Below are 19,864 nucleotides of genomic sequence, written 5' to 3' on the forward strand. Positions count from 1 at the left end.
TATCTCCGATTTTAGCCAGGAAACTGGAAAATAAAACTAAAAAAAAACTATCTTAAGTTTTTGAAAAAGTTGTCTTAACAAAGGGTCGCATCATATTAGTAAACCTAATAATACAGTCATACCATAAATCGCTAATGCTCCTAATGTAGTGAAATCTGGAATTTCTACCATCAGCGAAGCCATTAATGCAAATACTCCGATTGGAGCCGCAAGCATTATAATATCAATAATTTTTAAAATAACTTCATTTAATCCTTTGAAAAAATCAACTACAGGTTGCGATTTTTTTTCATCAACTAATATAATTCCAATTCCTAAAAGAATAGTAAACAAAATTACTTTCAACATACTTGCATTATCAGTCAACGCTTGGAAAAAATTCTCTGGAACAACATCTATCAAAGGTTGTAAAGGACCTTGATTTTTAGCGGTTTCAGCCATTTGAATTTTAGCATTAGCATCGCCAGTAAAACTTGATAAAAGAGTATCTCTCGATACTTCATTGATGTAACTTCCAGGTTTAATTACGTTTGCTAAAACTAAACCTATGCACACTGCAAATACGGTAGTAAACAAGTAAAGAGCAACAGTCCTTCCTCCTAATTTTGAAAGCTTAGAAATATCTTTTAAATCAGCAAGTCCAGTTATTAATGAAACCACAATTAGTGGAACGGCAATCATTTTTAAAAGGTTAATAAAAATTGTCCCAAAAGGTTTTATCCAATCAGTTACGGCACCCACCATTCCGATATTCTTCATGAATATTCCAAACAGCAGACCGAGAATCATCCCAATCAATATTTTCCAATGTAAAGCTAATTTCATTTCAAAGTTTTATTAATCAAGTGGAAATCAGCCAATACAATAGCAGCCATTGCCTCAACAATAGGTACAGCGCGTGGAACAACACAAGGATCGTGACGACCTTTTCCAGTCATCTCAGTGATGTTGCCTTTGTTATCTAGCGATTCTTGTTTTTGCATAATTGTTGCAACAGGCTTAAATGCAACACGAAAATATATATCCATTCCGTTACTTATTCCGCCTTGTATTCCTCCTGAAAGATTAGTTTTTGTAGTTCCGTCAGTGTTATACAAATCATTATGTTCGCTACCTTTCATTTTTGCTCCACAAAAGCCGCTACCGTATTCAAAACCTTTAACAGCATTGATTGATAACATTGCCTTTCCTAGTTCCGCATGAAGTTTATCAAAAACCGGTTCGCCTAATCCTACTGGTACATTTTGAATAACGCAAGTTACTGTTCCACCAACGGTATCACCCTGTTTTCTAATATCGCGTATATAATCTTCCATTACAATTGCCATCTCTGGATCTGGACAACGCACTGGATTATCTTCAATTTTCGAAAAATCTAAATCTTGATATGGTTTTTCTAGAAATAATGGACCAACCGAAGAAACGTAAGCATTAATCTTAATTTCAGGTAACATTTGCTTTGCAACTGCGCCAGCAACAACTCTACTTGCTGTTTCTCTTGCAGAACTACGTCCACCTCCACGGTAATCACGTACGCCATATTTTTGCTCGTAAACGTAATCAGCATGACTAGGTCTGAAATTATCTTTTATATGCGAGTAATCGTCTGATTTTTGATTGGTGTTAGGTATAATAAAACCGATTGGTGTTCCTGTAGTTTTTCCTTCAAAAATTCCGGAAAGAAACTGAACAGCATCTGGTTCTTTACGCTGCGTTACAATTGCAGATTGACCCGGTTTTCTGCGTGACATCTCGAATTGAATTGCTTCTAAATCTATTGTTATTCCTGGAGGACAACCATCTATGATTCCGCCTAAAGCTTCACCGTGAGATTCTCCAAAAGTTGTTATTCTAAATAGTGTTCCGTAGCTATTACCTGCCATTATAAATAGTTTTAAACAAAAGTAACCTTTTACTTTAAAGTTCAAAATTTTTGCATTCAAAGTTTTATGAAATAAAGGCTTAATTTGTATGATTCAATTTTTTCTCATGAAATTTATAAATTATTATAAATTTCATTTCTCTTTCGAAGATTACAAAAGTTTTAATGAAATTGTGCAACAATAGTGCAGAATAAATCACAAAATTTTATTGCTAACAAATCATTAAACCCCAGTATATTAATCAAAATAAAACACCTCGGATACGCAGTAGCGCTAAGAAAATTGAAAAAATAAATGTGGTAATTATATAACTTTTTGCGAGAATTACATAAATGGTAAGAACTCTAATTAGATACATTTGTACCAATAAAAACAAACTTATGAAAAAAATAATTTTATCCGCTATAATGCTAATGGGTTTAGCGTTTACAGCACAAGCACAAGATATTTCTAAAAACGCTTTAGGATTGCGTTTTGGTAGCAATGGTGGATTTGGAACTGAAATTTCTTATCAAAGAGAGCTTTCTAAAAACAATAGACTAGAATTAGATTTAGGTTGGAGAAACAGAAAAGATTATAATGATGATGATTTTGATGATACTGCAATCAAATTAACTGGTTTATACCAATGGGTTTGGAATATTGATGGTGGTTTCAACTGGTACGCAGGTGTTGGTGGTGGTGTAGGAAGCTACAACAGAGATTATTATGATAAAAGAACTTACAATAATGATGTTTTTGTTTTTGCTGCTGGAGATATCGGTATTGAGTATAACTTCGACTTTCCTTTATTGATCTCTTTAGATTTCAGACCTGAATTTGGTGGAAATGGTGGATACTATAAAAATAATTATGGTTCTGATGTAGCTTTAGCTCTTAGATACCAATTCTAATATTATTTAGAATCTTATTGAAAAAATAGGCTGTTCACTATGAACAGCCTATTTTTTTTTACTTTATAATTATTTCCTTTTTTGAATTTATTTTAACCACACAAAATGGATTTGTCAAAGCCTGCGTAACCATACTTCCCGCGGCGGGAACATTTTCTTTTACCGTTACAACAATATTTTTCTCCGTTTCTACCACATTGTCAATTCCTATGCTATATCCACCGGATGTTTTCTCACCCATATTTAATATAATAAAATTAGATTTTTGAATATCAGTTGGACTAATTTTATTTTTTAAGTTCTCATCTTGTTGAAGCATCTTAATTTCTTCTGGCAGAGATAGTATTTCAAAAAATCGAATGCTTGCTCCTCCATACGATTCTTGCGATAAAACTTCGTATAATTTATTTGTTTCGACAGTTTTAATCGAAGCACTACTACAAGATACTAACGAGATTGCAAATAATGATAGAATGACATTTTTCATTTATTTTCTTGTTTACTTAAAGTGCGTTTGAATTTATTTAATAAAATAGCAAAGAACAATTAAGCGTTATTAAAATTTAGATGTACTTATTTATAGCTTTCTGATATAACGATTCGTACAAAGGTAAGATGTTTTTAATGTCAAATTGTTTAGCAACGGACAGCGCATTTTCTTTAAATTTATTCAAAGTGTCATCGTCTTTTAAAATTCGCAATGCATTTTGTGCCATTTCTTCTATGTTCCCAACGTCACTTAAATATCCGGAAATACCTTCAAAATTAACCTCAGACAATCCTCCTGAATTACTAGAAATAACTGGAACACTGCATGCCATCGCTTCAAGAGCTGCTAATCCGAAGCTTTCAGTTTCTGATGGAAGCAAAAACAAATCTGTTAAACATAAAATTTTATCAATTTCATTACTGTTTCCAAAGAAAATAACTTTGTCTTCAATTCCCAATTCTTCACATAATTTTTCTGCCTTTTCTTTTTCAGGTCCGTCTCCTACCATCATCAACTTAGCAGGAATTTCTTTCTGAATGTTATAGAAAATTTTAATAACATCCGGAATTCTTTTTACTTTTCGAAAGTTACTAATATGCGTAATAATCCGTTCGCCTTCTTTCGCCATTACAGAGCGCTGACAAGGTTCGCCTGAATCTTTTGTGTTTTTATTTATTTCGATAAAGTTTGGAATAACCTCAATCTCATTTTTAATATTGAATAATTTAATCGTATCGTCTTTTAAACTTTGGGAAACCGAAGTAACAAAATCAGATTTATTGATGCTAAACGTAACTGCAGGTTTGTAAAATGGATGATTACCTACTAATGTAATATCGGTACCATGCAACGTTGTTACCATAGGAAGATTAATTCCTTCGTCTTTTAGCATTTGTTGAGCCATGTATCCCGCGTAAGCATGAGGAATCGCATAATGCACGTGAAGTATTTCAATTTTATACAACTTCACCATATCAACTAGCTTACTTGATAAAGCTAATTCATAAGGCTGGTAATGAAACAGTGGATATTCAGGAACATTCACTTCGTGATAATGTACATTGGGACTTAAAAGCGCTAACCTCACTGGCTGACTGTACGTTATGAAATGTATTTCATGTCCTCTACGAGCTAACTCTAGACCTAATTCTGTAGCGACAACACCACTTCCTCCGAAGGTTGGATAACAAACTATTGCAATTTTCATGTATGTAATTTAATAAAAACGAATTTAATAAAAATAGAGCCTAATTTTATGGAAATTTAAGTTAAAACTTCTAATTAATTAGAATTTCATCCTTTGGATTCGTACCGCGTTTAATATAGCCAACAACGCAACGCCGACATCAGCAAAAACCGCTTCCCACATAGTTGCTAATCCACCAGCACCTAAAACTAATACAATCAGTTTTACTGCAAAAGCTAATGTAATATTCTGCCAAACTATTTGTTTAGTCTTTCGACCAATGTTAATGGCTGTGAAAATCTTTGTAGGTTGATCGTTTTGAATTACTATATCTGCGGTTTCAATTGTAGCGTCACTTCCCAGGCCACCCATAGCAATTCCAGCATCAGCAAGTGCAATAACTGGTGCATCATTTACTCCATCACCTACAAAAGCAACTTTGTACTTTTGCTTCAGTAAATCTTCGACTTTTTGCACTTTATTTTCCGGTAATAAACCTCCATGTGCCTCATCAATATTCAACTCTTTTGCGACAGCATCCACCACAGCTTGATTGTCCCCTGACAACAAAATTGTTTTAATTTTTATTTTGTGTAAACTTTGAATAGCAGCTTTAGCATCTTCTTTAATTTCGTCAGCAATTATAAAATACCCTGCATATTTCTGATTGATGGCTACAACAATTGTAGTAAATGGAATAGAATCTAAGACTACATCATAAGCAATATTTAATTTCTTCATCAGTTTTGGACTGCCGACAGCGATATCGTTTCCATCCACTTTTCCTTTAAGTCCTAATCCTGGAATTTCTACTACTTCACTAACAATAACATCTTCAAAACTTAAATTGGCATATTGTACTATGGCAGAACCAACAGGATGCGTCGACTTAGACTCAATAGCTGCAGTATAGCACACTAGATTTGCTTCATCATTTTCAACTGAAACTACTTTTTGTACTTTAAAAACACCCTTTGTTAGCGTTCCTGTTTTATCCATTACTACGACTTGAATACTTGCCATAATGTCTAGAAAAGTAGAACCTTTAAATAAGATACCGTTTTTACTTGCTGCACCAATTCCTCCAAAATAACCTAATGGAATAGAAATGACTAATGCGCAAGGACAAGAAATTACTAAGAAAATTAATGCTCGATATAACCAGTCTTTAAAAACATAATCATCTACAATCAAAATTGGAACAAGACAAATTGCGATAGATAAATAGACAACTATAGGAGTGTAGACTTTTGCAAACTTTCTAATGAATAATTCTGTTTGCGCTTTCTTTGTAGTTGCGTCTTGCACCATCTCTAGAATTTTAGACAATTTGCTGTCTTCAAATGCTGTAGTAACTTCGACAAGCGCTATGGAATTTAAATTAATCATTCCTGCTAGTATAAAATCGCCCTTCGACTTAGAATCTGGTTTACTTTCTCCAGTTAAAGCTGCAGTATTAAATGTTGCAGTATCTGACAGTAATATTCCATCAAGCGCTAATTTTTCTCCCACTTTTAATTCGATAATCTCACCTATTTTTATTTCTGATGCTTTTTTAGATATAGACTTTTGCCCTTCTATCACGGTAGCTTCGTCAGGTCTCTGATCTAAAAGTAATTTTATATTTGATTTGGCTTTTGTCACAGCCAATGTTTGAAACAATTCTCCAATACCGTAAAACAACATCACAGTCACACCTTCAGCATATTGACCGATTCCAAATGCACCAACAGTTGCAATACTCATCAAGAAAAATTCAGAAAAGACATCTCCTTTTACAATACTGGAATAAGCATCTCTTAGGACAGGAATTCCAACGGGAATGTAAGCGGCAACGTATAAAGCAATTCGTATCCATCCTGTAAACCAAGATTGAGGAAATAAATTATCTATTGCTAAACCTATTCCTAATAATACAAATGTTATCATCGCTGGCAAAAACAATAGGAATTTATTGCCGTCTAAATCATCGTGTTCATGGCTGTGATCGTGTCCAGAATGATCGTCTAATTGCTCATCATCAATTGTACAGCAAGATGATTTTTTTCGCGATTTTTTATTAGCTGAACTGCTGTTTTCTTCCTTTTTATGAAGGTGAGTGCTATGGTCTTCTGTAGTATTCATTACGAATTTATATTTTTAAGTAGGTTGGATATTGTATTATTAGAGAAGTCTTTCATTTCTTAACTCTTTTCTTATTTACCCATTTGTTCATTTTGTAACTTAGATATGCAGCTCCGCTACCTACAAGCGCACCTGCCAAAACATCAGTGGGATAATGAACTCCTAAATGCATTCTGGAATAACCTACAGCTGTTGCCCATGCAAAGGTGGGTGCAATAACATACCATTTAGGATATTCTATACTTAGTGAGGTTGCAGTTGCAAATGCAGTTGAAGTGTGACCTGAAGGAAATGAATATCCCGATGCATGTCTAACTTCTTCAATATCGAGATATGAGTTAAACGGTCTTTCCCTTTTTATTGAATATTTTAAAGCAGTAGTAACAAAGGCAGAAACTAAAAAAGTTTGACCTATAAAAAGTGCCTGCTTTTTAACTGTACTATCTTTCTTAATCAAACCTATTGAGTATATCACCAAGGGCGTGCCAATACTGATAGGAACTGCACTTTTAGTGATTAAGATAAAAGCAGGATCTAATGAAGTGTTCCTATTCACATTGATATCGCGGAGTAATTCAATATCAATATTTTGAGCAAATGAAAAGTTAACACAAAATAATAATGTTATTAAATTTAAAACAGTTGAAAATTTATTCCTTCTACTCATAATGAATGCATTCAACCCAAATATAACATAATCCTCTTAAAAAAATAAAACATAATAACAAAAATATAATGTAAAGCTAAAAGTTAAAACAAAAAAAAATACTCTCAAAAATATTGAGAGCATTTGATAAATTCTATCAATAGTTTTATTCTAATTTAAATAAGATTTAATTTATAATTGCCTCATAAATCACTTGCTGAATATCCTCTCGAATATTAGCTTTAGATAATCTGTTTTCTGCAGCTACTGGAAAAGTTCTATTAGACAGAAAAACATAAACGATTTGATTTTCAGGATCAGCCCACGCCATTGTCCCTGTGTACCCTGTATGACCAAAACTAGTCATTGAAGCACAACCACATGTTGGTCCTGAAGAACCTAATTGCGGTTTATCAAAACCGACGCCTCTCCTATTTCCCGCAGCACAAAAATAACAGGTGTTGAAATCTTCAAAAGTTTTCTCCGAAAAATACCGGTGATTTCCATAACTCCCTTTTTGCAGATAAAGCTGCATCAACTTAGCAACATCCATAGCATTCGAAAAAACTCCTGCATGGCCCGATACTCCACCTTCTAATGCAGCTGATAAATCATTTACATATCCTTGTAAAAGTTGACGACGAAAATAAGTATCGGTTTCTGTAGGCGGTATTCTGTTCTTATCGAAATTATTTAGCGGATTAAAACTTGAATTATTCATACCAAGCGATCGGTAGAAATTTTCTTGAATTAAAACATCTAATGTTTTGCCTGTAGTTTTTTCTAAATAATCTTTTAATATCATAAAAGTAAGATCACTGTACTTATACTCTTTCTTTCCAGATAGTTTACTTTTTACAATCATATCAACCATTTTATCACTAAAATCATTTCGTATGTAAAGGCTATCGCCAACTCGTTTATTAAAATTTTCTTCAGGAGATTTTCGAAAATAAATATCAGAAGGTAATTTTGCTTCATTCATTGCCGCTTTGTAAAAGGAAAGTCCGGCAGCTAAACCTGCATAATGTGATAATAAATCCTTTAAATTGATGCTCTCTTTATTCGAACCTTTAAAAACAGGAGACATGGTTCCTAAAGTTGTTTCTAAATTTATCTTTTGCTCATCATATTGCAACATTACATTTGGCAAAGTTGCTAGGATTTTAGTTAAAGATGCCACATCATAAATATCAGAATTTTGTACTTTAATTGATTTTTCATACCTGTGGTAACCAAATGATTTTTGATAAATCACCTTTCCCTTTCGAGCCACCAAAACCTGAATTCCGGGTGTCATTTTTAAATTGATTGCTTTATTAGCAATACCATCAATTTTAGAAAGTATTTCAGAATTCATACCTACATTTTCAGCGGTAGTAAATCCTAGACGATCTAATTTTTCTGTTGACAATCCGTCATTTACTTTAAACTTAGAATTAATGGAAACTGGTAATTTACCTTTCGCTTCTACCGCTCCAAAGATTAATTCAGCTGATACAATTTGGGATATAGCACTATTTTGATACGAAATTACTAATCCTTCAAAAGCATCAAAGTTGTCAAAAGGAAGTAATGCATACGGTTTTGAAAATAGATTTAAAATAACATTATTATTCTGTGCTATAAAATTAATTTTAGCTAATTCATCTAATCGTAAATCATCATTTTTAAAGGCACCATCCGCTTTGTGAAAGCCAATAATTACAGTTGTAAAAGATTTTAACTTTACTTGTAAACTGTCTAAATTTCGATCTTCGACCACAGTGACATCCGCATATTTTTGTAAGGTCGAAATAAAAGAATCGTTGTTACCATCACCAATTTTTACATAAGCTATCTTTTGCTCTGCTAAATTTTTAATTGGCAAAATAGCATTTGTGTTTTTAAGGACAGTAATAGCATTCTCGTAAAGCTCATATTGTAAAACTTCATTTTCAGCTTTATTTAAATCTTTATACAAATTATCTGTTACAATAGACTGATACTTATTTAAGCCAGCTTTAAATTTAAATTTTAATATTTTCTTTACGGAGAAAGCTAGTCGTTCTTCCGGTAATATATTTTGAGAATACGCTTCTTTAAATTTTTCAATCGTCGCAGGAACATTTTCAGGGAAAAGTAAAACGTCATTTCCAGCCATGAAAGCTTCAAAATTCACTTCACTAGGAATTTTAAAATCACTAACTCCTTTCATGTTCAAAGCATCAGTAAAAATAAGTCCTTTAAAACCAAGTTCTTTTTGAAGAACATTTGTAACTACATCGTAGGAAATCGAAGAAGGATAATTGCGACGTGATTCTAAGCTTGGAACGTTTAAATGTCCAACCATCACCGAAGAAAGACCTTCGTGAAACATTTTTTGGTATGGGTAAAATTCGATATCAATCAAACTTTCTTTTGTCGAACTTATAGTTGGTAGTTCTTTATGAGAATCCTTAGAAGTGTCACCATGTCCTGGGAAATGTTTTGCTGTTGCAAAAACATTCTGACTCTGTAATCCTTTCATTAAAGAAACCGCACGTTCCGCGACTTTGAATTTATCTTCGCCAAATGAGCGAAAACCAATAATAGGGTTTTTAGGATTTGAATTGATGTCTACTACTGGAGCAAAGTTAAATTGTAGTCCTAACCTTCTACTTTGCTGACCCATTTGGACTCCAAGTTTCTCAATCAACTTTAAGTCTTGAATGGCGCCAAGGGTCATATTCCAAGGATAACGATACGTAGAGTCAAGTCTCATTCCTAATCCCCACTCCGCATCAACACCAATAAATAAAGGAATTTTTGAAATCGATTGATATCTATTAGTCAATTTAGCTTGACGTAATGGACCTCCTTGAAAGAAAATAATGCCGCCAACTTTACTTTCTTTAACCAGTTTTTCAATAGAATTAACATGTTTAGCATCTTTATTAGAATAAGCGGCAATCATAAACAATTGACCGAACTTTTCCTCTAAACTCATTGAGCTGTAAACGCTATCAACCCACTTCATGCCCTCTAACTTAACATCAAAAAGTAACGGAGTATTGGTAATTGCAATACTATCAACATTTTTAATTTTGACAGGAATGTTGGTGACAATTACTTCATTCTTATTAATTTTTGTACCAACACAACTAGCAGCAACAAAAAGAATTAAGACACAAAAAGTAAAAATTTTAATGTCTATTTTTTTCATTGGACAGTATTTTATTTAAAAGAAGCGACTATGCCAGCTATCAATTGCTGGTACTTCCCATGATTCATTAAATTCTTCAATATTATTTACTAAGTTGTTAAAGACAACTGTATTCTCTGTAACGGCTTTATCTTTAACCATTTTTTTAAAATCAATCAATGGTTTGTGTGCGATATGTTCACCTAATTTAAAAGTAACATTCATTTTGTCCAAAAGATCAACTGAATACTTTTGTTCTAAACTTTGGATAAATTCTACAGATGAATCGATTGAGCAACCTGTAGCAGCTTGCACGTCTTGATTTACCGCAATAATAATAAATCTATTGTATTTTAATTGGTATGAAGATTCTAGACTTGTACCATGCGCAGCCCAATCCTCAAGAAAAGCTTTAAGAGCGATTTCTATTTCAGAAAATTCTGCATCAGAAAATTTTCTATTCGATTGATATATCCAGATTTTAGATTCTTCGGGTAAATTTTCAAATGGAACGTACATTATAATTTATAATTTTAAGTGCAGATTAAATTAATTCAGATTTACTACAAATCTTGAGCATTTGCGATCAATTCAGCTATATCCATAACTTTCACATCACCTTCTTTATCTTTAGCTTTGATTCCGTCAGTCATCATTGTATTACAGAACGGGCAACCTGTAGCAATTATTTCAGATTGTATCTCTAAAGCATCTTCCGTTCTTTCAACGTTGATTTCTTTATTTCCAGGTTCAGCATCTTTAAACATTTGAGCACCTCCTGCGCCACAGCATAAACCGTTTGCTTTAGAACGTTTCATTTCAACCAACTCAGCATCTAATTTAAGAATCAAGTCTCTAGGCGCTTCATAAACTTTATTAGCTCTTCCTAAGTAACATGGATCATGAAACGTAATACGCTTTCCTTTAAATTGACCACCTTCAATGGTTAGTCTACCATCATCGAGTAAGGATTTTAAAAACTCAGTGTGATGAACTACTTCATACTTACCACCTAATTCTGGATATTCATTTTTTATTGTATTAAAGCAGTGCGGACAAGCTGTTACAATCTTTTTTGCTTCGTATGCATTTAAGACCTCGATATTCATCATGGCTTGCATTTGAAATAAAAACTCATTCCCTGCTCTTTTTGCAGGATCTCCGGTACAACTCTCTTCAGTTCCTAAAACTGCAAATGAAATATTAGCACGGTTCAATATTCGAACAAATGCTTTAGTAATTTTTTTTGCTCTATCATCAAAACTCCCAGCACAACCTACCCAAAATAAAACCTCTGGTTGTTTGCCTTGAGCTAACATTTCAGCCATTGTTGGCACTATTAAATCCTCTGACATAACTTTTATTTTTTTTCAAATAGTTAAAAAACCATCTGTAATTATATTTTATATTCTAATGCGGGAATAAACTTTTTAATTCTCGTTTTTCCAATTCAATCGGTCTTGCTGATTGTATTGCCATGGAGCTCCGTTATTTTCAATATTAGTCATCATAGCATTTAGTGGCATTGGCGCAGCACTTTGCTCCATAACTAAATAACGACGCATATCCATAATTATCGAAAGAGGACTAATATTTACTGGACATTCTTCAACACAAGCATTACATGATGTACATGCCCACAATTCTTCAGCTGTGATATAATCGTTTAGTAAAGATTTGTTGTCTGGAATAAAAATTCCTTTATTAGCATCTATATTTTTACCTACTTCCTCTAATCGATCTCTTGTATCCATCATAATTTTACGAGGAGACAATTTTTTACCTGTAATATTTGCTGGACAAGCTGAAGTACATCTACCACATTCAGTACATGTGTACGCATTTAGTAGTTGTACCCAATTCAAATCTTGAACATCGCTAGCACCAAATTTACTTGGCACAGCATTCGCATCTACGGGCGCTGCTGCAAAAGGATCAGCATTAGGATCCATCATTAATTTTACCTCAGTAGTCACAGAAGCTAAATTATCAAATTGACCTAATGGATTTAAGTTTGAAAAATAAGTATTAGGAAAAGCTAATAGAATGTGTAAATGTTTTGAAAAGTACAAGTAATTCATAAAAATCAAAATACCTGTAATATGCAACCACCAGAAAACTTCCGTTAAAAGCATAACTAACTCATTTGACATTCCATTAAAAACAGGTTCAATAAATTGACTAATAGGAAAATATCCCGCTTTTATAAAATGAGAAAAACCACCTGGAACATTTTGTAAATGTAAATCAGAGGCGTTCATTAATAAAAACAAGGTCATCAAAACAACTTCAAAATATAGAATGTAGTTAGCATCGTTTTTCGGCCATCCTGTTAAATCAGAGCTTATGAAGCGCTTTAACTTTATAACATTTCTTCTAATCCAAAAAACAAATACAGCTATAAGAACTAAAACAGCTAATATTTCGAAGGAAGCAATCAAAACGTCATAAGTAGTTCCAAGGAAAGCAAAAATACGATGTGTGCCAAAAAGCCCATCGATTATGATTTCGAGTAACTCAATGTTAATAATTATGAAACCTAAGTAAACAATAATATGCATGATTCCAGCCACAGGTCTTTTAACCATTTTTGACTGACCTAATGCAATCATGGCCATATTTGCCCATCTTGCTTTAGGATTATCATAACGATCAACGTCAGTTCCCAAATTAATGTTTCGTCGGATTTTCTTTACACTCATAAAGAAATAACCGAATCCAACAGCTAGAAGAATTGCAAATAAAATATTGTCTAAATAACTCATAGGAACTAATTTTTTATAGTAGAAACAGAATCTTGTACGGGAGCAACATAAGGTTTATCTTTTTTACCAAAAACAGATATGTTTACATAACGTGTTGGGTGAAGTCTCACATCCTGCAGTAGTAATTCAAGTTCTTTTGTAGAAGTTTTAATGTTTTGGTAGAAAGCCTCATCGTTTAGCAATTTACCCATAGAACCTTTCCCTGATTCTAATCCATTGACAATTCCATCTACTTTTGCCAAAGTTGCATTTAAATTAGTTACTGTTTTACCAACGTCAGCTTTGTTTAATGATGCAGAAATTTGAGAGAAGTCTCCGCTAATTTTATCAAACTTAGTAACAACACTTGTTATTTGAGATCTATTGTCGTCAAGTAAACCGTTAACATTTTTAGATGCTTTATGGAATTGCTCCATAGTTTTACTTAATTCTGCTAAAGTAAGTTTTAACTCTTGCTGCCCTTGTTGATCTAACACATTATTTAAGCCTGATATTAGTTTTTCAGTACTTCCTAAAAGTTTTTCAAGTTTTTCCTGAAGTGGCGCTAGTTGATCTCCTACTTTATCAGTAAGACCCATTTTTACTCCTGCTTTAAGCCTTTGACCATCGACTGCTAAAGTTTTGTCAGCAAAATTCGGAATAATAGCAATTTGTTTTCCTCCAATGAATCCTGGCTCATAAATAGAAGCCACACTAGATTTAGAGATTGGAAAATCAGTTTTCAGCTGTAATTCTACTAATAATGTACCCGTGTTTTCATTGATAGCAATACTACTTACCTTACCGACTACTAAACCGTTTAAAGTTACGGGAGCAGAAGTAGCTAAACCTTCGACACTTTTATATTCAACGTAAAAAGTTTTATAGTTAATAAAAAGGTCTCTTCCTTTCAAAAAACTATATCCCCAAATGAATAATAATATTGACGCTATTACTAGAATAGCCGTTTTAATTTCTCTTGTTATTTTCAAAATTTAAGTATTTTTGACAAATTTAATATAAAATATTTGACTTGTTGTTATTATTTCAGCGCTTCTTCGACACTGACGTTTTTTCCGTCTTTAAATGCTATAATATACGCTGAAGTGTAGCCTTTGGATTTCACTTCTTTCAAATCTTTTTTAGATTGGTTGTAATCATCAGTTTGTCCATAAGCGTACTTATAAAAATTTCCGTTGTTTGTTCGAACTGATACATTCTTTAATCCTTTAAAGTTAGAAGGTACTAATTTAATGTTTTGATTTCCTGCCGCAAACTGCACTTTAAAAATAACATTTGCACTTTTCGACTTTTGGCCACTAGCATTGTTTTTATCCTTAGCAGATGCTGAAGATTCACTTATTTCCTTACCGCTTGTTTTATTCGAACTCGCTTTGTCATTTTTTGATGAATAGCCATTCCCAAAATATTCTTTCTTATAGGAAATAATAGCAGAAGCAATTGCCCCAGCCATAGCTTCTTGCCCTGCATTAGAATTTAGATAAAGTCCTTCTTTATTATTAGACAAAAAACCAAGCTCAATCAAAACGCTAGGCATATATGCCGCATCAAGCACCCATAGAGGAGATTGCTTTATACCACGTGATTTGCGGTTTAATTTGTGTTTAAAATTACTTTCAATCTTTGACGCGAGTTGAATGCTTCGCTCCAGATAATCTTCTTGAAGCATTTTTAAACCAATTAAAGTAGTAGGATTTTTTGGATCAAAACCTTTATAAGTTTGCTTATAATTTTTCTCCAATAAAATAACAGAATTCTCTTGCTTTGCAATTTCTAAATTGCCTTTGCTTCGAGTCAAACCCATTACAAAAGTTTCAGTACCAAAAGGAATTGGATTACTAACGGAATTACAGTGAATGGATACAAATAAATTAGCATCCATACTATTAGCTTTCTTAGGTCTATCTACTAATTCAATAAAAACATCTGACTTACGTGTGTGAACGACTTCAATGTCGCTATCTTTTTTTAAAAACTTTTCTAATTTCAGCGCTGTTTTAAGCGCAATCTCCTTTTCGACAAAACCGTGATATGAATTCCCAGGGTCTTTACCACCGTGACCTGCGTCTAAAATAATTACAAATTTATTCTTGGATTGTGAGAAAGTATTTTTTGGAGATAATACTATTAAGAGTACAATTATTGTTTTAATCGTTCTAACTAAAGTCAAAGTTTTATTTTTTTGTTTATAATAATAAGTCGGAAATAGAAATTATTTCAAGGCGTCTTGAACGTTTATTTTTTCTCCGTTTTTAAAGGCAATTAGAAAAGCTGTATCATAACCTTTTAATTTTGCTTCTTGCAACTGCTGTTTTGCTTCGTCATAATCAGAAGTTTCACCATACATATATTTGTATACCCTGTTTTCATATGCAACAGAAATATTTCGTAGTCCATTAAAATTTCTAGGAATTAAATCTAGCCTTTTACTGCTTGCTGATAACTGCACTTTAAAAATTGGTTTAGTTGTATCAACTACTTTTCTTGTTTGGATTGGTTCCTCAACTACAGGTACTGGTTTTGCCTTAATTGGAACAATGTTTTCTTGTATTGGTTTCTCATTGATTTTTTGAGAAGGCAATTCCCCTATTAATTCAATTTCGCCATTACCGTAATACTCTTTTTTATAGCTTATAATTGCTTCAGCAATCGCTTTAGAAATTTCAACTTGTCCTTCTTCTGAATTTAATAAGTTTCCTTCAGTAGTATTGGATATAAATCCAGTTTCTATCAAAACTCTAGGCATATAAGCTTTATGAAGTACCATAAAAGGAGCTTGTTTCACTCCACCGCCTCTAATCTTTTTTCCTAAATCAGCAAAAGCATCTTCTATTTTGCTCGCCAATGAAATACTATTATCTAAATATTCCTCTTGCATTAATGTCATTCCAATCATTGTCTCAGGCGAATTCGGATCAAAACCTTCGTATTTCTGCTTGTAATCTTTTTCTAAAGTAATTACCGAGTTTTCCTTTTTTGCAGCAGCAAGATTAGAAGCTACTTTACTCAAACCCATTACATACGTTTCAGTTCCGTCTGCAGCGGTATTTCTATTAGCATTACAGTGAATTGAAACAAAAATATTAGCATTAAATCGATTGGCGATATTGGCTCTTTCGATTAAATCAATAAAAACATCTGTTTTGCGAGTGTAATTAACCTGCATTTGTGGAGTCGATTCCAATATTTTCCCAACTTTTAAAGCAATTGCGAGCGCAATATTTTTTTCGATCCTGCCTTCATAAACTGCACCGAAATCATGTGCTCCGTGACCCGCATCTAAAGTTACTTTGAACGTATTAGATTGACTAAATCCAGATGCCGAAATCATGATTAAAATAAAAGTTACTACTATTTTAATTTTATATATTTTATGCATAAAGCTATAAGTTAATTTAATTAAAAGACTACCGCCATAAATTTATTTATTTGTCTATTTTTGACAAATAATAATATGTAATTCTGAGATGTCAAAAAACAAGCCACAAATTACAAAAATAGCATTTAAACCTTTGTATACAAACTTATTTAATATCGTTTTAATATCATTTTTCCTATCATTAGGTTCTGGTAAATTATACTCTCAAGATATAATAAAAAAAAAGACGGCTATACCCGCTAATAAACAAACAGATAGCGCTAACAAGATCATTTCACCAATTGAGAAACCTAATTTGATTCCAATTAAAGAAAATGACACTATAAAAAAGGATACGGTAAAAGGTAAAAAACCATTTCTCGATGGAAAAGTAAGATACAAAGCAGATAAATACGCAAAGATTGATCAAAAGAAAAAATTACTGACATTGTACGACAAGGCAGAACTTTTTTATCAAGATATCGAATTAAAATCAGGAATCATAGTTATGGACTATGAGAAAAATGAAGTTTACGCAGGACGAATTAAGGATTCTACTGGAAAATATACACAGTTTCCAAATTTCAAACAAGGTACAAATGTTATTGAACCCGATTCCATCCGATTTAATTTTAAGACAAAAAAAGCCTTAATTTGGAATTCTCGATCTGAACAAGGAGAGTTTAAAATAAAAGCAGCAATTACTAAAAAGGAAAACGACTCGGTTTATTTCTTAAAAGGAGCTCGTTTTACTACTTCAAAAGATATAGACAATCCAGAATATTATTTCCAAACCAATAAAGTGAAATTTATTCCAGGTAAAAAAGTAGTTACAGGATTGACAAATATGGTTATTGCTAATGTACCAACTCCTATAGCTTTACCGTTTGCTTTTTTTCCTATGAGTAAAGAAACTAGTATTTCAGGACTCATTCTACCAAGTTACAATGACTCAAATGATAGAGGTTTTTCATTACAAAATTTAGGATATTATTTTGCACTGAGCGATAATTACGATTTAACTGTTTTAGGTGACTACTATACTAATGGTAGTTACGGAATGCGTTTTGAGTCTAGTTATGCCAAAAGATATAATTTTAGAGGAAATGTAAACGTTAGATTCGAAAATTTAATTAGTAGTGAACGTGGATATCCTGATTATTCGAAACAAAATATCTATAATATTCAGTGGTCTCATTCTAAAGACAATAAATCAAGTCCAAATTCTAGTTTCTCAGCATCTGTGAATCTTGGTAGTAGTAAATATTTTAAACAGTCAATAAACCAAGTCAATATTGGTTCCAACTTGAATAACACATTGAGTTCGTCAGTTTCGTATTCAAAAACATTCAATTCTGTTCCTCAAGTACGAATGTCTTTGACCGCTACACATTCGCAAAATACGCAAACCGAGGAAATTAATATGACCTTACCAACATTGCAGTTGAGTGTTGACAGAATTTATCCTTTTGTAGGGAAAGATGGCGTTAAAAAAGGTTTTTTCAAAAACATAAATTTACAATATAACTTAAACGGACGCAACAGTATCGTTACAACCGATTCTCTATTTTTTAAACCGCAAATGTTTAGAGATGCAAAAGTTGGTTTTCAACACAGTATTCCTTTGAGCACTAATTTCAAAATATTCAAATATTTCAGTGCATCCACTTCGATGAACTACGAGGAAATTTGGTATACAAAAACAATTGAAAGAGGATACGATAACGACTTAAGTAAGGTAACAGACAAAGTAGTCAATGGATTTGATGCTTTTAGAACGTATTCATTCTCGTCCAGCGTAGGAACAACGGTTTACGGTACATTTAATTTTGGAGAAAACAAAAAAATTAAATCGATTCGTCACGTCATGAGACCTTCCGTATCGTATGGCTACACTCCTAGTTTCGAAAAGTATTACGATACTTATGCTTCAGATGCTAGTGGGACAATGGACAAGCAATATACACGATTTGAAAATGGAATTTTTGGTGCGCCAGGCTTAACAAATTCTAACACTTTAGGTTTTGATTTGAGTAATACCTTTGAAGCAAAAGTTACTGACAAAGACAGTACAAGAACGGAAGCCAAGAAAATTATGTTATTAAATAACTTAAACTTCTCTACTAGTTATAATCTAAATGCGGACGGTGTTAACTCGCTTGCCCTGGCTCCTGTTAGAGTTAGTGGTGGAACGCAGTTATTAGATAATAAAATGAATGTGAATTTTGGTGCGACTTTAGATCCTTATGCGATAGATAATTCTGGAAAGAGAATCAATAGATTTAATATCGATAATGGCGGAAGCCTTTTTAGAATGACAAGTTCAAATATGACTTTAAATTACTCTCTTTCAAGTAAAGGGAAAGATGATACGAAAAAGGATAAAAACGAACAAAGTCAGCGGAATGGTGGTCGTGCAGATGATTTGTTCGGAACCAACACCGATTTAGGAGACAGCAGAAAAAGTCAATTTGGCGACGAAGAGTCAGAGGGTGAAGACAAAATTTCAGAATTTTTTAATTCGAAATTACCATGGGATATGACTTTTGCTTATTCCTTAACCTACGGAAATAACAACAGAGAGAATAAAATTATTGGGAACTCAATAATGATTTCTGCTAATGCTGATATAACTCCTAAATGGAAAGCAGGAGTTTCTACTGGTTATGATTTTGTACAAAAAGGCGTTACGTTCACACAGTTTAGATTTGAACGAGATTTGCTTAGCTGGAGAATGGATTTTAACTGGTCTCCTTTTGGAGATAATGCGAATTGGGGATTCTTTATAGGAATAAAATCTGGAGTGCTTAGCGATATCAAATGGGATAAGCGAAGCGTTATTAACCGATAATCTTCTCAAAAAATCTACCTACCAATAATTAAGTATTTAAAATATAAAACAAATATGAAAAAGATAATTTTTACTGAAAATGCTCCAGCTCCAATAGGACCTTACAATCAAGCCGTTTTAAAAGGAAATACTTTATATACTTCTGGCCAAATTGCTATTAATCCAGCAACGGGAGAGTTAGTAACTACGAGTATCGAAGAGGAAACGAAGCAAGTTATGGAAAACATGAAAGCAGTTTTAACAGCTGCAGGAATGACATTTGATCAAGTTGTAAAAACTACGATATTCATTATGGACATGAATGACTTCGCTAAAATAAATACAGTTTATGGATCTTACTTCGACGAAAAAACGGCACCAGCTCGCGAGACCGTTCAAGTAGCTTGCTTACCAAGAAACGTTAATGTAGAAATATCGATGATTGCAATTTTATAATACCATTTGATATTAAATAAGAAATTCCAAACTCCTTTGTATTACATTGGAATTTGGAATTTTTTATTTA

At 32.8% G+C, this 19,864-nt stretch carries 16 protein-coding genes; 3 read left to right on the top strand and 13 right to left on the bottom strand.

The window, feature by feature from the left end:
- Positions 1-90 precede the first annotated feature (90 nt).
- Positions 91-825, bottom strand: coding sequence for a cation:dicarboxylase symporter family transporter (locus RCH19_RS04810; RefSeq protein ID WP_343022272.1), 735 nt, complete (start codon positions 823-825; stop codon positions 91-93).
- A complete protein-coding gene (aroC, locus tag RCH19_RS04815; protein WP_121925436.1) occupies positions 822-1,883 on the bottom strand; it encodes a chorismate synthase in 1,062 nt (353 codons plus the stop codon). The genes RCH19_RS04810 and aroC overlap by 4 nt, the downstream gene beginning before the upstream one ends.
- Before the next feature lie 380 nt (positions 1,884-2,263).
- Between aroC and RCH19_RS04820 the strand changes: the two genes are divergently transcribed.
- Positions 2,264-2,776 (top strand): hypothetical protein, encoded by a 513-nt coding sequence (locus tag RCH19_RS04820; RefSeq protein WP_121925437.1) that lies wholly within the window; start codon positions 2,264-2,266, stop codon positions 2,774-2,776.
- Between the two features lie 58 nt (positions 2,777-2,834).
- On the opposite strand, the gene RCH19_RS04825 is transcribed toward RCH19_RS04820, so the two are convergent.
- The 11 genes from RCH19_RS04825 to RCH19_RS04875 form a co-directional block, all read right to left on the bottom strand.
- Positions 2,835-3,263 carry a protease complex subunit PrcB family protein gene (locus tag RCH19_RS04825; protein ID WP_343022273.1) on the bottom strand — a complete coding sequence of 143 codons (429 nt, stop codon included), beginning with the start codon at positions 3,261-3,263 and terminating at the stop codon, positions 2,835-2,837.
- A 76-nt stretch (positions 3,264-3,339) separates the two neighbouring features.
- A complete protein-coding gene (gene bshA / locus RCH19_RS04830) occupies positions 3,340-4,473 on the bottom strand; it encodes an N-acetyl-alpha-D-glucosaminyl L-malate synthase BshA (RefSeq protein WP_121925439.1) in 1,134 nt (377 codons plus the stop codon).
- A gap of 78 nt (positions 4,474-4,551) precedes the next feature.
- Entirely contained in the window at positions 4,552-6,576 is a 2,025-nt protein-coding gene (locus RCH19_RS04835) for a heavy metal translocating P-type ATPase (protein ID WP_343022274.1), read from the bottom strand.
- A gap of 52 nt (positions 6,577-6,628) precedes the next feature.
- Entirely contained in the window at positions 6,629-7,243 is a 615-nt protein-coding gene (locus RCH19_RS04840; RefSeq protein WP_343022275.1) for a phosphatase PAP2 family protein, read from the bottom strand.
- 166 nt (positions 7,244-7,409) lie between these two features.
- On the bottom strand, positions 7,410-10,406 hold the full coding sequence (locus RCH19_RS04845) for a glycoside hydrolase family 3 N-terminal domain-containing protein (protein ID WP_343022276.1): 2,997 nt from the start codon (positions 10,404-10,406) through the stop codon (positions 7,410-7,412).
- Between the two features lie 15 nt (positions 10,407-10,421).
- Positions 10,422-10,904, bottom strand: coding sequence for an ABC transporter ATPase (locus RCH19_RS04850; RefSeq protein ID WP_121925443.1), 483 nt, complete (start codon positions 10,902-10,904; stop codon positions 10,422-10,424).
- Positions 10,905-10,948: 44 nt separating this feature from the next.
- The gene (locus RCH19_RS04855) at positions 10,949-11,740 is read right to left on the bottom strand and encodes a (Fe-S)-binding protein (RefSeq protein ID WP_121925444.1); all 792 of its coding nucleotides are present in this window, start codon (positions 11,738-11,740) and stop codon (positions 10,949-10,951) included.
- A gap of 75 nt (positions 11,741-11,815) precedes the next feature.
- Positions 11,816-13,150 carry a (Fe-S)-binding protein gene (locus RCH19_RS04860; RefSeq protein WP_343022277.1) on the bottom strand — a complete coding sequence of 445 codons (1,335 nt, stop codon included), beginning with the start codon at positions 13,148-13,150 and terminating at the stop codon, positions 11,816-11,818.
- 5 nt (positions 13,151-13,155) lie between these two features.
- Complete coding sequence (locus tag RCH19_RS04865) at positions 13,156-14,121, bottom strand: MlaD family protein (protein WP_121925446.1); 966 nt, start codon at positions 14,119-14,121, stop codon at positions 13,156-13,158.
- 50 nt (positions 14,122-14,171) lie between these two features.
- Positions 14,172-15,320 carry an N-acetylmuramoyl-L-alanine amidase gene (locus RCH19_RS04870; protein ID WP_343022278.1) on the bottom strand — a complete coding sequence of 383 codons (1,149 nt, stop codon included), beginning with the start codon at positions 15,318-15,320 and terminating at the stop codon, positions 14,172-14,174.
- Positions 15,321-15,362: 42 nt separating this feature from the next.
- Positions 15,363-16,529: an N-acetylmuramoyl-L-alanine amidase gene (locus tag RCH19_RS04875; RefSeq protein ID WP_343022279.1), complete on the bottom strand. Its 1,167-nt coding sequence runs from the start codon at positions 16,527-16,529 to the stop codon at positions 15,363-15,365.
- 88 nt (positions 16,530-16,617) lie between these two features.
- On the opposite strand from RCH19_RS04875, the gene RCH19_RS04880 reads away from it, so the two are divergent.
- Together RCH19_RS04880 and RCH19_RS04885 are read left to right on the top strand one after the other, a co-directional pair.
- Positions 16,618-19,359, top strand: coding sequence for a putative LPS assembly protein LptD (locus tag RCH19_RS04880; protein ID WP_343022280.1), 2,742 nt, complete (start codon positions 16,618-16,620; stop codon positions 19,357-19,359).
- Between the two features lie 54 nt (positions 19,360-19,413).
- Positions 19,414-19,794, top strand: coding sequence for a RidA family protein (locus RCH19_RS04885; RefSeq protein WP_343022281.1), 381 nt, complete (start codon positions 19,414-19,416; stop codon positions 19,792-19,794).
- The last annotated feature ends 70 nt before the right edge of the window (positions 19,795-19,864 follow it).

Source organism: Flavobacterium sp. PL12 (genome assembly GCF_039123485.1).
In the GTDB taxonomy this organism is placed as follows: Bacteria; Bacteroidota; Bacteroidia; order Flavobacteriales; family Flavobacteriaceae; genus Flavobacterium; species Flavobacterium weaverense.

What these genes read in the sequence shown, in the direction of transcription:
- RCH19_RS04810 (WP_343022272.1), bottom strand. Translation starts at nt 825, where the DNA reads ATGAAATTAGCTTTACATTGGAAAATATTGATTGGGATGATTCTCGGT.
- aroC (WP_121925436.1), bottom strand. Translation starts at nt 1,883, where the DNA reads ATGGCAGGTAATAGCTACGGAACACTATTTAGAATAACAACTTTTGGA.
- RCH19_RS04820 (WP_121925437.1), top strand. Translation starts at nt 2,264, where the DNA reads ATGAAAAAAATAATTTTATCCGCTATAATGCTAATGGGTTTAGCGTTT.
- RCH19_RS04825 (WP_343022273.1), bottom strand. Translation starts at nt 3,263, where the DNA reads ATGAAAAATGTCATTCTATCATTATTTGCAATCTCGTTAGTATCTTGT.
- bshA (WP_121925439.1), bottom strand. Translation starts at nt 4,473, where the DNA reads ATGAAAATTGCAATAGTTTGTTATCCAACCTTCGGAGGAAGTGGTGTT.
- RCH19_RS04835 (WP_343022274.1), bottom strand. Translation starts at nt 6,576, where the DNA reads ATGAATACTACAGAAGACCATAGCACTCACCTTCATAAAAAGGAAGAA.
- RCH19_RS04840 (WP_343022275.1), bottom strand. Translation starts at nt 7,243, where the DNA reads ATGAGTAGAAGGAATAAATTTTCAACTGTTTTAAATTTAATAACATTA.
- RCH19_RS04845 (WP_343022276.1), bottom strand. Translation starts at nt 10,406, where the DNA reads ATGAAAAAAATAGACATTAAAATTTTTACTTTTTGTGTCTTAATTCTT.
- RCH19_RS04850 (WP_121925443.1), bottom strand. Translation starts at nt 10,904, where the DNA reads ATGTACGTTCCATTTGAAAATTTACCCGAAGAATCTAAAATCTGGATA.
- RCH19_RS04855 (WP_121925444.1), bottom strand. Translation starts at nt 11,740, where the DNA reads ATGTCAGAGGATTTAATAGTGCCAACAATGGCTGAAATGTTAGCTCAA.
- RCH19_RS04860 (WP_343022277.1), bottom strand. Translation starts at nt 13,150, where the DNA reads ATGAGTTATTTAGACAATATTTTATTTGCAATTCTTCTAGCTGTTGGA.
- RCH19_RS04875 (WP_343022279.1), bottom strand. Translation starts at nt 16,529, where the DNA reads ATGCATAAAATATATAAAATTAAAATAGTAGTAACTTTTATTTTAATC.
- RCH19_RS04880 (WP_343022280.1), top strand. Translation starts at nt 16,618, where the DNA reads ATGTCAAAAAACAAGCCACAAATTACAAAAATAGCATTTAAACCTTTG.
- RCH19_RS04885 (WP_343022281.1), top strand. Translation starts at nt 19,414, where the DNA reads ATGAAAAAGATAATTTTTACTGAAAATGCTCCAGCTCCAATAGGACCT.